Genomic DNA, 13,658 nt, shown 5'->3' on the forward strand with positions numbered 1-13,658 from the left:
CGCCGCCTTGAGGTCGGGGCGCGCGGCGTCGACGGCGAGGCGCCTCCCCGACCGCCGAGCGCGACGACGCAGCCCTGCCGCGCCCACGGCCCCCGCGGCGCCTGCCGCCGCAGCGGTCGGTGCGAGCCACCACCATTCGGCGACGATCAGCAGGGGGTCCATGTCTCGATGCTATCCAGTCGAGGCCGAGCGCGCCGAGACGAGCGGCGGCCGAGCTCCGGAGGGAGCGCCGGTCGCCGCTCGCGGCGTGCACGACGGATCAGACGAGCGTCTCCTGCCACGCGGCGTGCAGTTGGGCGAACTTGCCGCTGCCGCCGATCAGCGCGTCGGGCGAGTCGTCCTCGATGATGCGTCCGTGCTCCATCACCAGCACGCGGTCGGCGATTGCGACCGTCGACAGCCGGTGCGCGATGATGATCGCGGTGCGGTCCTTCAGCAGCGTCTGCAGGGCGTCCTGGATCAACCGCTCGGACGGGATGTCGAGCGACGCCGTCGCCTCATCCAGGATCAGAACCGCCGGGTCGGCGAGGAACGCCCGGGCGAACGAGATCAGCTGTCGCTGCCCCGCCGACACTCGGCCGCCGCGCTTGTTCACATCGGTGCCGTAGCCGTCGGGCAGCGACTCGATGAACCCGTCGGCTCCCACCGCACGTGCGGCGGCCCTGATCTCGTCGAGCGTCGCGTCGGGCTTGCCGAGCGCGATGTTGTCCGCGACGGTGCCGCTGAACAGGTACGCCTCCTGCGTGACCATCACGATCGCGCGGCGCAGATCCTTCGGGTGCAGTCTGCGCAGGTCGACGCCATCCAGCGTGACGCGGCCCTTCGAGGGATCGTAGAAGCGTGAGATGAGCTTCGCGAGAGTGGACTTGCCCGCGCCGGTGGTGCCGACCAGGGCGATCGTCTGACCGGCAGAGATGTCGAGCGAGAAGTTCGGCAGGATCGTCTTCTCGCCGTTGTACCCGAAGGTGACCTCGTCGAATTCGATGTGGCCGCGCGACTCCCAGAGGTCGACGGGCTTCTCGGGGTCGGGAACCGTCGGCACCTCCTCGAGCACGCCGGACACCTTCTCCAGAGCCGCAGTGGCGGACTGGTAGGAGTTCAGGAACATCGCGATCTCCTGCATCGGCGCGAAGAAGTTGCGCACGTACAGCACGGCCGACAGCAGCACGCCGACGCTGAGCACCTCCGTCGAGACGCGGATCCCGCCCCACAGCACGACGAGCCCCAAGGTGAGCGCGGCCACCCCCATGAGTCCGGGCTCGAACGTGCCGAACAGCAGCATGGAACGGCGGTTGACGTCGCGGTAGTCGCCTGCCACCTTCTGGAAGGCCTCGTCGTTGCGCGGCTCCTTGCGGAAGGCCTTGACCGCACGGATGCCCGTCATCGTCTCGACGAACTGCACGATCACCTTCGCGCTGATCACACGGGACTCGCGGTAGACCAGCTGCGACCGCGTGTAGAACCACCGCATCAGGAAGAACAGCGGCACGCCGGCGAGCGCGAGGATCACACCGGACTGCCAGTCCCACACGCACAGCGCGATGAAGGTGAACAGGCCGAACAGCACACCGGAGACGAGCTCGTTGAGCCCGCCGTCGAGCAGCTCCTTGATGGAGTCCAGGTCGCTGGTCTGACGCGAGATGATCCGGCCGGACGTGTACGACTCGTGGAACTCGAGGCTCAGCTTCTGGGTGTGCAGGAAGATGCGCTTGCGCAGGTCGAGCAGCACCGCCTGGGTGATTCGTGCGGCGATCATCACGTACCACGCGATGAGTGCGGCCGCCGCCGCGCCTGCGAACAGGTACACGAAGCCGACCACGAGCGTCGGCATCCAGTTCGCGTGCTCGATCACCTCCGGCAGGGCCCTGTCCAGACCGATGCTGATGAGGATCGGGCCTGCCACCTGCAGCGCCGTGGACACCACGAGCACCACGGCCGCAAGGATGACCTGCGCCTTCAGCGGGCGCACCAGCGATCCCAGCAGACGCAGCGAGCGCTGCCTGATCTCGCGGCTCTCCTCACGGGTGTAGTTCGAGCGGTCCTCGTTCTGTGTTCCGGTGATCGCGGAGCTCATGCCTGCACCTCCTTCATGTCTTCGCGCATATCGTCTCGGTCGTCGTCGTCAGGATCCTCTCGGATCACCGGGATCGCGCCGGTGCGAGCAGCCTCCTCCGCCTCGAGGCTCGAGATGACGTGCCGGTAGTGCCGGCTGGACTTCAGCAGTTCGCTGTGCGTGCCGACCGCGGTGATCCGCCCTGCTTCGAGCAGGGCGACGCTGTCTGCCAGTGCGACGGTCGACGGACGGTGGGCGACGATCATCGCTGTCGTGTCGGCGAGCACGTGGCGCAGCGCCTCCTCGACGAGCGCCTCGGTGTCGACGTCGAGGGCCGACAGCGGGTCGTCGAGCACGAGCACCCTCGGATTCGCCGCCACGGCTCGGGCGAGAGCGAGTCGCTGACGCTGGCCGCCGGAGAGGCTCAGGCCTTCCTCGCCGATGATCGTCTCCACGCCGTCGGGCAGCGAGTCGACGAACGCCGCCTGCGCGACGTCGAGTGCCTCGCGCAGCACGCGCTCGGCCTCCTCGCTGTGCACATCGAGATCGGCACGACCCAGCAGGACGTTCTCCCGGACGGATGCTGAGAACAGCGTCGCATCCTCGAACGCCATGGCGATGTGCTGCCGCAGCTCGGAGAGCGTGAGGTCGCGCACGTCGACGCCGTCGAGCGTGACTCGCCCGCCGGTGACGTCGTACAACCGCGCCGGCAGCGTGGTCAGGGTGGTCTTGCCCGAACCGGTGAGTCCGACGAGCGCCATGGTCTCACCCGGACGCAGCACGAGATCGATGCCGTCGAGCAGGTCGCGCTCGGAAGCACCGGCGTCCTGATAGCGGAAGTGTGCATTCTCGAAGACGAGCTCGCCTCGGGGCTCGGCGATGCGCACCGGGTTCTCGGGGTCCGTGATCGTGTTCGTCTCGGAGAAGATGTCGAACACGCGGTCTGTGGCCGTGCGCGCGTCGAGCATGAACGAGAACAGGAACCCGATCGACTCGATCGGCCACCGCAGCACCACAGCCATCGCGAAGAAGGCGAAGAGCTCCGGTACCTCGATCGCGCCCTGGGAGATCAGCCAGATACCCGACATCAGGCTCAGCCCGAAGGCGATCTGCGGCATCAGGTCGAGCCAGAACCAGATCGACGCGATCGCGCCGGCCTTGCTCATCTCGGTCTCGCGCAGAGTCTCGGCCTGACGGCTGAAGCGGCTGAGCGCGTGCTTGCCGCGGCCGAACGCCTTGAGCACGCGGATGCCGTGCACGCTCTCCTCGACGCTGGTGGCGAGGTCGCCGGCCTGATCCTGGCTGCGCCGGGTGAGCGCGCCATAGCGCTTCTCGAACAGGTAGCCGCGGATCCAGAGGGGAATCGCGGTGACGAGGAAGATCGCACCCAGCAGCCAGTGCCAGCGGAACAGCAGAACCGATCCGATGATGATCGTGAGGATGTTCACGACGAGCAGCACGAGGCCGAACGCGAGCCAGCGGCGGATCAGGCCGATGTCCTGCATCATGCGGCTGAGCAGCTGGCCGGATTGCCAGCGATCGTGGAAGGCGACCGGAAGGGTCTGCAGTCGCGCATAGAGCTGCGTGCGCATCTGGTACTCGACCTCGGTCGCGGGGTTGAGCACGAACTGACGCCGCAGCCACACCATCACCGCCTCGCCGACCGCGAGTCCGAAGACGGCCAGAGCGCCCCAGGCGATGGCGCCGAACTCACCGGACTTCACCGGACCGCGGATGATCTGCTCGAGCACGAGCGGGATCATCAGCGCGATGATCGCCGCGACGAGCGCGCTCGCAGCGCCTCCGGCGAGACGCCAGATGACCGGTTTCACGAAGGGCTTGAGCCGCCACAGAGCGGCGGGGGTGGAGAGCGAGGAGGAGGAATCGGAGTTCTGCGATGAGGGCGAGGAAGACATGTCTCTCAGACGAGTTTCGTATGGAAAGCGGTTGCTGAACGAGGCGGATGCGAGAGCGGGCTCTGAGAGCCCGGCATCCGATGCGGATGAGGCGGGTGGCTCTAGAAGAAGAGCGGGAGCGCCGGGGTCGAGCCGAGAGCTGCGATCCGCGCGGTGGCGATCGTGGTCATGGTGTCCTCCTCAGGGGCTCGGTGGTGTCGACCGGTTGGCGCGACAGCCCTCCAGCCTATTCCTGTGAACCAGCTGAAGGCAAGAGGAATTCCCGAACGAGAAGAAGCGGATGCCACGGGCATCCGCTTCTTGTCTCGTCGAGAGACCGGCTCACACCGGCGCGGCCTCCCGTGCCAACAGGCTCCCCTTGACGCCGAGCCCCCAGGCGAAGCCGCCGAGGGTGCCGTCGGTGCGGAGCACGCGGTGGCACGGCACGAACAGGGCCGGTGCGTTGCGAGCGCAGATCGAGGCGGCCGCCCGCACCGCCCTCGGGTTGTCGAGCCGCGCCGCGAACGACGTGTAGGTGAGCGGCTCCCCCGGTTCGATGCGGCGCAGCGCCGCCCAGCCCGAGAGCTGCAGCGCCGTGCCGGTCTGCGCCACGGCGACGTCGTCGATGGCCGAGAGCTCTCCGGCGTAGTACGCCAGGGCGGATGCCGCGGCATCCGTCTGCCCCTCGACGACCGACTCGGGCCGTCGCCCGACAGCGAGGCGGTTCAGGATCGCCTCGTGGTCGTCGGTCCATCCGGAGGCCAGCACCCGCTGACGGTCGTCGGCGAGGATCGTGAAGACCCCGTCTGCGGTGTCGATGGTCTGGATGATCGCGGTCATGATTTCTCCTTCGTGGTTCGTGCGGGCCGGAGGGGCGCGGCGCGCCACAGATGGGCGCTGAGATAGCTGCGCCAGGGCGCCGTGCGTGCGGCCCATTCGGTGAGAGGCCGTGCGTCGCCTGGTAGACCGGATGCCGCCGCTCCCGCACGCAGCGCCACGTCGCCCGGGAGCAGGATGTCGGGGTCTCCGAGCACGCGCATGCGCACGTAGTCGGCCGTCCACGGACCGATGCCGGGCATGGCGAGCAGAGCTTCGCGCTGCGCCATGCCGTCATCGCCGACCGTGAGCGTCAGCGACCCGTCGGCGAGCGCCGCGGCGGCGCCGGTGATGGCCCGGATGCGCGCCGCCGGCCCCCGGAGCACCTCGGCCCCGCGCTCGGCGATAGCTGACATCGTCGGGAACAGCAGGCCGCCGTCGGAGAGGCCCTCTCCGAGGTGCGGGGGCACGGCGAGGCGCTCCCCCAGCGCCTCGGTGAGCGAGGTCAACGCCGTGCGCGCGGCCACCACGGTGATCTGCTGTCCGACCATCGCGCGGATGAGCATCTCGTGCGGGTCGGCGGAGCCGGGTACGCGGATGCCGGGAGTCTTGGCCACGAGAGGGACGAGTTCCGGGTGCGTGCTCAGCGCGGCGTCGATCGCGAGCGGATCGGCGTCGAGATCGAAGATGCGCCGAACGATCGCCACGAGCGGGGCGAGGTCGCCGAGGGCGGTGACGGTGGCGCGCAGATGCAGGCGCGACGCGGCGTCCTGGCTCACCTCGAACCAGACAGGGCCTCCGGGCATCCGCAGATGACGCGAGAAAGACGTCGTCGTGGCATGCTCCACCCCGGGCACGGCGCGCGCCGCCATCCACGCGAAGATCCCGTCGGCGTCGAGCGGGCCCCGGTACGGCAGCACCAGATCGATCGTCCCCGGGACGGTCGGCGCGGGGCCTCGGGCCCCTGCACCTATCGAGGAACGACGCAGCCTCAGCTCGCCGGGGGCCATGCCGAAGACCTCTCGGACCGTGTCGTTGCACTGGCGGATGCTGGAGAATCCTGCCGAGAACGCGACATCGGAGACGGCCAGGTCGGTGCCGACCAGGAGCATCCGGGCCGTGTGCGCGCGATGCGCTCTGGCGAGGGCGAGCGGACCCGCGCCCAGCTCAGCGGTGAGAAGCCGGGTCAGGTGCCTGCTGGAGTAACCGAGCCGCGCGGCCAGACCCGGTACGCCTTCGCGCTCGACGACGCCGTTCGCGATCAATCGCATCGCTCGCGCCGCGGTGTCGCTGCGCAGATCCCACGCAGGCGAGCCGGGCGCCGCTTCCGGAAGACACCGCTTGCACGCGCGGTACCCGGCCTCGTGCGCGGCCGCGCTGGTCGGGAAGAACGTGACGTTCTCTGGCTTGGGCGTGCGAGCGGGGCAGCTCGGCCGGCAATAGATCCTGGTCGAGCGGACGGCGGTGACGAACTGCCCGTCGAAGCGGGTGTCGCGCGCGCTGATCGCGCGATAGCGCTCGTCGAAGTCGATCACGGGGAAGCTCATGACTCCACTCTGCCACCCGGCGCCGACACCGGCTGGCGGAAATCGGACACGGCTGTGACCGCGAATCCATTCGCTGTCGCCGGACTCAGCGGCGGCGCCGGAGCAGGCGGCCCATGGCGCGCAGCGGGGCCGTGAGCGTCCAGCTCGAGCTGTTGCGCACGGACTCGACGAGCGCGTCGCGGGCGACGATCTCTTGCGTCAAACGAGCCCTCTCCGTCTGCAGCATGTCCACGACCTCGTGCAGCGAACGGACCTCGGCTTCGAAATGCGGAATACGCGCCAGATCGGCGATGACCCCGCCCAACCGCTCGAAATCCGCACGGATACGGCTCGCGACCACCTCATCCGCCTCGAACAGCACGCGAAGCGGCTCTCGCGCGACGTCGCCGACCGCGAGCACCCCCAGCCCATGGCCGTGCTCGAAGGCGAAGGAGCGCCCCGGTTCAGCGACTTCGTTCCAGAGGCGCCAGACGCCGAAGCCCTCGCGTCGCTCCGCGATGTCGTGAAAGAGGATCACTCCCCCGTCGCGCACCGTGTCACGCCACTGCTCGTAGTCCTCGCGAGCATCGTCGTAGCCATGACGTCCGTCGATGTGAAGGAGATCGACGGATGCCGGTGTGAAATCAGCACGCGTGTTCGTGAAGTATCCACGATGCAGGACGACCGAGGAGCTGTAGTCTCGAGCCGCGATGTCGCGGACGGACTCGTACACGGCATCCCCGTAGAACCCCGCCTGATCGTCGCCCTCCCAGCTGTCGAGGGCGTTGATCGTGAGAGAGTGCCCGAGGCGCTGGGCCGCCTCGGCGAAGGCGAAGCACGAGAATCCGTTGTGCGTGCCGAGCTCCACGACATCACGCGGACGAAGCACGTCGATGATCCACGCTGCGAATGATCCGTGGGTCAGCCAGGCCGAGTCAACGAGATGCGTCGGCAGCCAGTACGCCGTAGGGCTCAACCACGAGGCCACAGGCGTGTCATCGCCCGGCCCCACACTCGTCCGCGTCATGCCTTCGCTCCATCGCCCCAGATTCCGTCAAGTATAGGTATCCGTGGCGAGGCATGATGCGAAGGGCCGAGGCGCGGCGAACTCAGTGGAAGAAGTGGCGCTCTCCGGTGAAGAACATGGTGACGCCCGCCTTACGCGCAGCATCCACCACTTCCTCGTCCCGCACCGACCCGCCGGGCTGCACGATCGCCTTGACGCCGGCGTCGATGAGAACCTGGGCGCCGTCCGCGAACGGGAAGAAGGCGTCGGATGCCGCGACCGACCCGGCCGCCCGCTCTCCGGCGCGCTCCACGGCGAGGCGGCACGAGTCGACACGATTGACCTGGCCCATGCCGACGCCGACCGTCGCGTTGTCCTTCGCGAGCACGATGGCGTTCGACTTCACGGCGCGGCAGGCCTTCCAGGCGAAGATGAGGTTCGTCATCTCCTCCTCGCTGGGGCGGTCGCCCGAGACGAGCTCCCAGTTCTTCGCGACGGATTCGATGTCGTCGGGGAAGCGGTCGGCATCCTGCAGCAGCAGTCCGCCCGAGACCAGGCGCACGTCCATCCGCTCCTGCTGCCAGTCCTCGGGCAACTGCAGCAGACGCAGGTTCTTCTTGGCTTTGAAGACCTCGAGCGCCGCCGGCTCGAAGGCGGGGGCGACGATGACCTCGGTGAAGATGTCCTTGAGGTTCTCGGCCATCTTGAGCGTGACGGTGCCGTTCGCGGCGATCACGCCGCCGTACGCCGACACCGGGTCGCACTCGTGCGCGCGCAGGTGAGCGCTGGCGATCGGGTCGAGTGCGTTCGGCGCCGTCGTCGCGATGCCGCACGGGTTCGCGTGCTTGATGATCGCGACGGCCGGCAGCACCATGTCGTAGGCGGCACGCAGGGCGGCGTCGGCGTCGACGTAGTTGTTGTACGACATCTCCTTGCCCTGCAGCTGCGTGGCCTGAGCGATGCCGTGCCCGCCGGCGCGCGTGTAGATCGCGCCGCGCTGGTGGGAGTTCTCGCCGTAGCGCAGCGTGGCAAGACGCTCGGCCTGGATGGTGAGATGCGCGGGCAGATCGCCCTCGTCGATCAGGGTGCCCTCGGCGAACCACGACGCGACGGCCGCGTCGTAGGCTGCGGTGTGCGCGAATGCGCGGGCTGCCAGTTCACGGCGCTGCGACAGCGTGGTCCCGCCCTCGCGCACGGCGCTGATGATCGACGGGTAGGACTCGGGAGAGACGACGATCGCCACGTTCGCGTGGTTCTTCGCGGCGGCGCGCACCATGGCGGGGCCACCGATGTCGATCTGCTCGACGACGTCGTCGCCGAGGGCGCCCGAGGCGACGGTCTCGACGAAGGGGTACAGGTTCACGACGACGAGCTCGAACGGCTCGATGCCGAGGTGCTCGAGCTGGCCCTCGTGGTCCTCGAGCCGCAGGTCGGCCAGCAGACCGCCGTGGATCTTCGGGTGCAGGGTCTTCACACGACCGTCGAGCATCTCGGCGACGCCCGTCACGGTCGCGACGTCGGTCACGGCGAAGCCCGCGTCGCGGATGGTGGCCGCCGTCGACCCCGTCGAGACGATCTCCGCCCCGGCGTCGGCGAGGGCTGCTGCGAGTTCGAGCAGGCCGGTCTTGTCGCTCACCGAGACGAGCGCGCGACGGACGGGGACCGAGTCGCGATCGCGGTACAGGGAGGGGTCGTGGCGGGGGCCGGCCATGGTGGGCTCCTTCGTGGCGGGGTCTGGTTCAGGATGCGGCGGACAGCTCGAGCTCGCCGGTCGCGATGCGGCGCACCACGTCGATGAGCAGACGGCGTTCGACGGGCTTGATGCGGTCGTGCAGGCTGTGCTCGGTGTCGCCCTCGACGATCGGCACCCGCTCCTGCGCGAGAACCGGCCCGGTGTCGACGCCGTCGTCGACCACGATCACGCTGGCGCCGGTCTGCGACGCGCCCGCGGCGAGCGCGTCGCGAACGCCGTGTGCTCCGGGGAACTCGGGAAGGTACGCGGGGTGGGTGTTGATGAGCCGCGGCGAGTACTCCGCGACGAGCGCCGGCGGCAGCAGCCGCATGAGACCGCTGAGCACGACGAGGTCGGGCTTCCAGACGGCGAGCTGCGCGCTCACCTCTTCGCCCCACGTCTCGCGGCTCTCGTGCAGATGCCACGGCACTGTGAAGCTCGGGATTCCGAACTCCTCGGCATGCGCGAGGCCGTCCGCGTCGCGGTCGGCGCCGACCACGACGACCCGCGCGGGGAAATCGGGATGGCGAGCTGCCTCGAGGAGGGCACGAAGATTCGAGCCGGTGCCCGAGATGAGAACGGCGACCGTGAGCACGCGCCCAGTCTACCGGGGAGGAACGGCCGACCTGAGCCGCATGTCAGGCGCCACGGCCCCGCGGCGGAAGGTCTTCGAGCGGTGCCGTGTCATTCGTGTCCCCACCTGTGGGGAAGGCCGCAGGTGCATCGATCAGCGGGAGATCGGATGCCGCCATCTCGGCGATCCAGCGGTCGGTGCGCTCCTCCGCCAGTTCGTCGCGATGCCGAGGAGACAGCAGCAGGATCGCGGCCCCGAGCAGGACCTCGCCGCCGAGAGCGAGAGCGAACGGCAGGACGGAGGGTCCGGCATCCGCCAACCGGCCCGGGCCGATCGATCCGCTAACGAGGACGGCGGCGATCGCGGCCACCGCCGCTGTGAGCACGCCGATGCCGAGTGCGATCACGGCACGGGCGGTGACGCCGAGCGGTGTGCCTTCCCAGACCAGCCGCGAACGGACGGTCCAGCCGGCGAACGCTCCGGCTGCGATGGGCAGGAGCACGACGATCAGCATCCAGATCGAGGCGTGTTCCGGCAGAAGTCCGAACACGGGAAGCCCAGGCACGACGCCCAATTGAGTTCCCGCCGGTGAGACGGCGGTGCCGGCGCCTACCGCGAAGCCGGGACCGGCGATCCAGGACGCCGCCCACACGATGAGCGTGGGAAGGTACGCGAGATGTCCCAGGGTGATCATGGCGCCGCCCAGCACGTCCACGCGCGCCGCCTCGAAGAGGGCGACTGCTTCACCCGCGCGCAGCGCCACCATCACGGCGACGGCGACCGCGGAGACCGCGATCACTCCGACGAGGGCGACGGCCGCACCACGCACAGCGGACGCCGGCACAGGGCCCCAGTCGCCCCAGCCGTCGACCACGTCGTGCAGGCGGTCGAGGAGCCCGCCGTCGCCGTCCTCCCAGGCCACGCGCACCGCTCCGCAGAGGGATCCGACGAGGTAGACCGCCGCGGGAAGCGCGATGGAGAGCGGCAGGGAGGTCTGTGCCGCCTCGATGCGGGACGTGAGCGCGATTCCGACCGCGATCAGCGCGAAGGACCCGGCTCCCACGAGCGGTCCGAGCAGCCAGGCCCCGGCGCGCGCAGCGCGGGCACCCGAACGCGCCGCGAACAGCAGCGTGAACACGAGGAAGGCGAGCGGGGTCACCGAGAGTGTGAAGACGGCGGCTTCCGGCGCCAGGCCGACCGTCGAGAGCGTCTCGGTGGGCAGCGAGATGTCGATCGGGACGCCGTGGCCGAACTGCCAGAGCGTGCCGGTGAGCGGCCAGAGCGCACCCCAGTCCGCCGTGACGCCGAAGGCGAGCATCCACAGCAGGGTGAGGGGCGCGAGCAGCACGGCGAGTCCGACCGCAGCCGCGATGGCGGCGTCGAAGGCCGCGAGGAGCGCGACGAGGAGGCGTTGCATATCGAATCGAGACTACGACCTGGGGCGGCGGCTTTCCTGGGGACGCGCGCGGCACGCGCGACACGATATCGTCTCCTGCGGAGGTTCCCCCGATGACAACTGCCCCGTCCCCCGCTCCCGCACCGACTGCCGAGCCCGTGAACGCCCTGGATCGCTTCTTCGAGATCAGCCGCCGCGGGTCCACGATCGGCACCGAGATCCGCGGTGGCGTGGTGACCTTCGTCACCATGGCCTACATCGTGATCCTGAACCCGATCATCCTCTCCACCCCCGACGTCGCAGGCGACGTGCTGCCGGGCGGGGCCGTCGCCGCGGCGACAGCCCTCACCGCCGGCGTCATGACGATCCTGTTCGGCCTCACGACGCGCCTGCCGTTCGCGTTCGCAGCGGGTCTCGGCATCAACGCGTTCCTCGCGTTCACCGTGGTCGGCTCCGTCACCTGGCCCGAGGCCATGGCGCTCGTCATGATCAACGGCGTCATCATCGTGCTGCTCGCCGCGACCGGTCTGCGCAAGCTCATCTTCGACGCGGTCCCCGTGCAGCTGAAGCTCGCGATCACCGTGGGAATCGGCCTGTTCATCGCGTTCATCGGCTTCGTGAACGCGGGATTCGTCACCTCGACGAAGAACGCCTCTCCCCCGGTCGACCTCGGCATCGGCGGATCCGTCGCATCCCTCACGACCCTGATGTTCGTCGTCACGCTGATGATCGGAGGCGTGCTCATCGCCCTGCGGGTGAAGGGCGCGATCCTCATCGCGCTCGTCGGAGGGACCTTCCTGGCCGCGATCGCGAATCTGATCTGGCCGTCCGAGGGCCTGGGCTTCGCCTTCTCGGGCAGCATCGTGAGCGTGCCCGACCTCAGCCTGATCGGCCAGGTCGACTTCGGCTTCGACTTCGCGAAGGTCGGCGGAGTGACGCTCGTGATGTTCGTCTTCACCCTGCTGTTCTCGAACTTCTTCGACGCCATGGGCACGATGACCGGTCTCGCCAAAGAGGCGGACCTCGCCGACGAGAAGGGGGACTTCCCCCGCATCAAGTCGGCGCTGGTCGTCGAGGGCGTCGGAGCGATCGTCGGAGGAGGCACCTCGTCATCCTCCGCGACCGTGTTCGTCGAATCGGGCTCGGGCATCGGCGAGGGCGCGCGCACCGGGTTCGCGACCACGATCACCGGCGTGCTGTTCCTGCTCGCGATGTTCTTCACCCCGCTCACCTCGCTCGTGCCGAGCGCCGTCGCCGCCGCGGCGCTCGTGCTCGTCGGCGCCATGATGCTGTCGCAGATCAAGAACATCGATCTCAGCGACTTCCGGGTGCTGCTGCCCGTGTTCCTCACGGTCACCGTGATGCCGATGACGTACTCGATCGCGAACGGCATCGGTGCGGGCTTCGTCAGCTGGATCGTCGTGAACGCGCTGTCCGGCAGGGCCAAGACGATCCACCCGCTGCTGTGGGTCGTCGGCGCAGGGTTCGTGCTGTTCTTCGCCCGGGGACCGATCGAGGCGCTGCTCGGCGCCTGATCCTCGCACGCCGGTCGACCCATGACACGGATGTCGGCCGGAAACACGAATGTCGGCTCGGAACGAGGTTCCGGGCCGACATCCGTATTCTGAGCCGACGAACGCAGGGAGATGCCGCGCTGACGTGAAGGTCCTGTCCTCCCGGGCATGAAAGAAGGCCCCGGGGTGGAGCCCAGGGCCTTCCGTTCAAGCGTAGCTCAGATCAGAGCGCTTCCACGATCGCGCGCATCAGGTCTGCCGTCTCGGACGGCGTCTTGCCGACCTTGACGCCGGCGGCCTCGAGGGCCTCCTTCTTCGCCTGCGCGGTGCCCGCAGAGCCGGAGACGATGGCGCCGGCGTGGCCCATGGTCTTGCCCTCGGGGGCGGTGAATCCCGCGACGTAGCCGACGACCGGCTTGGTGACGTGCGCCTTGATGTAGTCGGCCGCGCGCTCTTCGGCGTCGCCGCCGATCTCGCCGATCATCACGATCGCCTTGGTCTCGGGATCTGCCTCGAACGCAGCCAGCGCGTCGATGTGCGTCGTGCCGATGACCGGGTCGCCGCCGATGCCGATGGCGGTCGAGAAGCCCAGGTCGCGCAGCTCGAACATCATCTGGTAGGTCAGGGTGCCCGACTTCGACACGAGACCGATCGGGCCCTTGCCGGTGATGTTCGCCGGGGTGATGCCGACGAGCGCCTCACCGGGGGTGATGATGCCGGGGCAGTTCGGTCCGATGATGCGCGTCTTGTTGCCCTTGCTCTGGGCGTAGGCCCATGCCTCGGCCGAGTCGCCGACGGGGACGCCCTCGGTGATGACCACGAGCAGCGGGATCTCGGCGTCGATGGCCTCGATCATCGCGTCCTTCGTGAAGGCGCCGGGGACGAAGGCGATCGACACGTCAGCGCCGGTCTCCTTCATGGCCTCGGCGACCGAGGCGAAGACGGGGAGCTCGACGGCGTTGCCGTCCTTGTCGGTGTGCGACACCGTGGTGCCGGCCTTGCGGGCGTTCACGCCGCCGACGACCTGGGTGCCGGCCTTCAGCATGAGAGCGGTGTGCTTCGTGCCCTCGCCGCCGGTGATGCCCTGGACGATGACCTTGGAGTCCTTGTTGAGGTAGATCGACATTTTCTTCTCTAGTCCTTGTG

Annotated in this window: 10 protein-coding genes; 1 reads left to right on the plus strand and 9 read right to left on the minus strand. The window is 68.9% G+C overall.

The features are described 5' to 3' along the window. Positions 1–259: 259 nt before the first annotated feature. From ACI3KT_RS15930 to ACI3KT_RS15965, 8 genes are all read right to left on the minus strand, one after another. A complete protein-coding gene (locus tag ACI3KT_RS15930; RefSeq protein WP_404905536.1) occupies positions 260–2,074 on the minus strand; it encodes an ABC transporter ATP-binding protein in 1,815 nt (604 codons plus the stop codon). Continuing rightward, positions 2,071–3,969, minus strand: coding sequence for an ABC transporter ATP-binding protein (locus ACI3KT_RS15935; RefSeq protein WP_404905537.1), 1,899 nt, complete (start codon positions 3,967–3,969; stop codon positions 2,071–2,073). The genes ACI3KT_RS15930 and ACI3KT_RS15935 overlap by 4 nt, the downstream gene beginning before the upstream one ends. Before the next feature lie 321 nt (positions 3,970–4,290). Further along, positions 4,291–4,788, minus strand: coding sequence for a methylated-DNA--[protein]-cysteine S-methyltransferase (locus tag ACI3KT_RS15940; protein WP_404905538.1), 498 nt, complete (start codon positions 4,786–4,788; stop codon positions 4,291–4,293). After that, entirely contained in the window at positions 4,785–6,311 is a 1,527-nt protein-coding gene (locus tag ACI3KT_RS15945) for a DNA-3-methyladenine glycosylase 2 family protein (RefSeq protein ID WP_404905539.1), read from the minus strand. The genes ACI3KT_RS15940 and ACI3KT_RS15945 overlap by 4 nt, the downstream gene beginning before the upstream one ends. An 85-nt stretch (positions 6,312–6,396) precedes the next feature. After that, complete coding sequence (locus ACI3KT_RS15950; RefSeq protein WP_404905540.1) at positions 6,397–7,317, minus strand: class I SAM-dependent methyltransferase; 921 nt, start codon at positions 7,315–7,317, stop codon at positions 6,397–6,399. Positions 7,318–7,399: 82 nt separating this feature from the next. Next, complete coding sequence (gene purH, locus ACI3KT_RS15955) at positions 7,400–9,007, minus strand: bifunctional phosphoribosylaminoimidazolecarboxamide formyltransferase/IMP cyclohydrolase (protein WP_307295273.1); 1,608 nt, start codon at positions 9,005–9,007, stop codon at positions 7,400–7,402. A 28-nt stretch (positions 9,008–9,035) separates the two neighbouring features. After that, positions 9,036–9,623, minus strand: coding sequence for a phosphoribosylglycinamide formyltransferase (gene purN / locus ACI3KT_RS15960; RefSeq protein WP_292910351.1), 588 nt, complete (start codon positions 9,621–9,623; stop codon positions 9,036–9,038). A gap of 43 nt (positions 9,624–9,666) precedes the next feature. Next, positions 9,667–11,019: a DUF6350 family protein gene (locus ACI3KT_RS15965; RefSeq protein ID WP_404905541.1), complete on the minus strand. Its 1,353-nt coding sequence runs from the start codon at positions 11,017–11,019 to the stop codon at positions 9,667–9,669. A 92-nt stretch (positions 11,020–11,111) separates the two neighbouring features. Between ACI3KT_RS15965 and ACI3KT_RS15970 the strand changes: the two genes are divergently transcribed. After that, the gene (locus ACI3KT_RS15970) at positions 11,112–12,533 is read left to right on the plus strand and encodes an NCS2 family permease (protein WP_404905542.1); all 1,422 of its coding nucleotides are present in this window, start codon (positions 11,112–11,114) and stop codon (positions 12,531–12,533) included. Between the two features lie 202 nt (positions 12,534–12,735). On the opposite strand, the gene sucD is transcribed toward ACI3KT_RS15970, so the two are convergent. Beyond that, the gene (gene sucD, locus ACI3KT_RS15975) at positions 12,736–13,638 is read right to left on the minus strand and encodes a succinate--CoA ligase subunit alpha (RefSeq protein ID WP_045257989.1); all 903 of its coding nucleotides are present in this window, start codon (positions 13,636–13,638) and stop codon (positions 12,736–12,738) included. Between the last annotated feature and the right edge of the window lie 20 nt (positions 13,639–13,658).

This window comes from Microbacterium sp. ZW T6_19, from assembly GCF_044987465.1.
Lineage (GTDB): Bacteria > Actinomycetota > Actinomycetes > Actinomycetales > Microbacteriaceae > Microbacterium > Microbacterium natoriense_A.

Coding starts and splice junctions, on each gene's coding strand:
- ACI3KT_RS15930 (WP_404905536.1), bottom strand. CDS start 2,074: ATGAGCTCCGCGATCACCGGAACACAGAACGAGGACCGCTCGAACTAC.
- ACI3KT_RS15935 (WP_404905537.1), bottom strand. CDS start 3,969: ATGTCTTCCTCGCCCTCATCGCAGAACTCCGATTCCTCCTCCTCGCTC.
- ACI3KT_RS15940 (WP_404905538.1), bottom strand. CDS start 4,788: ATGACCGCGATCATCCAGACCATCGACACCGCAGACGGGGTCTTCACG.
- ACI3KT_RS15945 (WP_404905539.1), bottom strand. CDS start 6,311: ATGAGCTTCCCCGTGATCGACTTCGACGAGCGCTATCGCGCGATCAGC.
- ACI3KT_RS15950 (WP_404905540.1), bottom strand. CDS start 7,317: ATGACGCGGACGAGTGTGGGGCCGGGCGATGACACGCCTGTGGCCTCG.
- purH (WP_307295273.1), bottom strand. CDS start 9,007: ATGGCCGGCCCCCGCCACGACCCCTCCCTGTACCGCGATCGCGACTCG.
- ACI3KT_RS15965 (WP_404905541.1), bottom strand. CDS start 11,019: ATGCAACGCCTCCTCGTCGCGCTCCTCGCGGCCTTCGACGCCGCCATC.
- ACI3KT_RS15970 (WP_404905542.1), top strand. CDS start 11,112: ATGACAACTGCCCCGTCCCCCGCTCCCGCACCGACTGCCGAGCCCGTG.
- sucD (WP_045257989.1), bottom strand. CDS start 13,638: ATGTCGATCTACCTCAACAAGGACTCCAAGGTCATCGTCCAGGGCATC.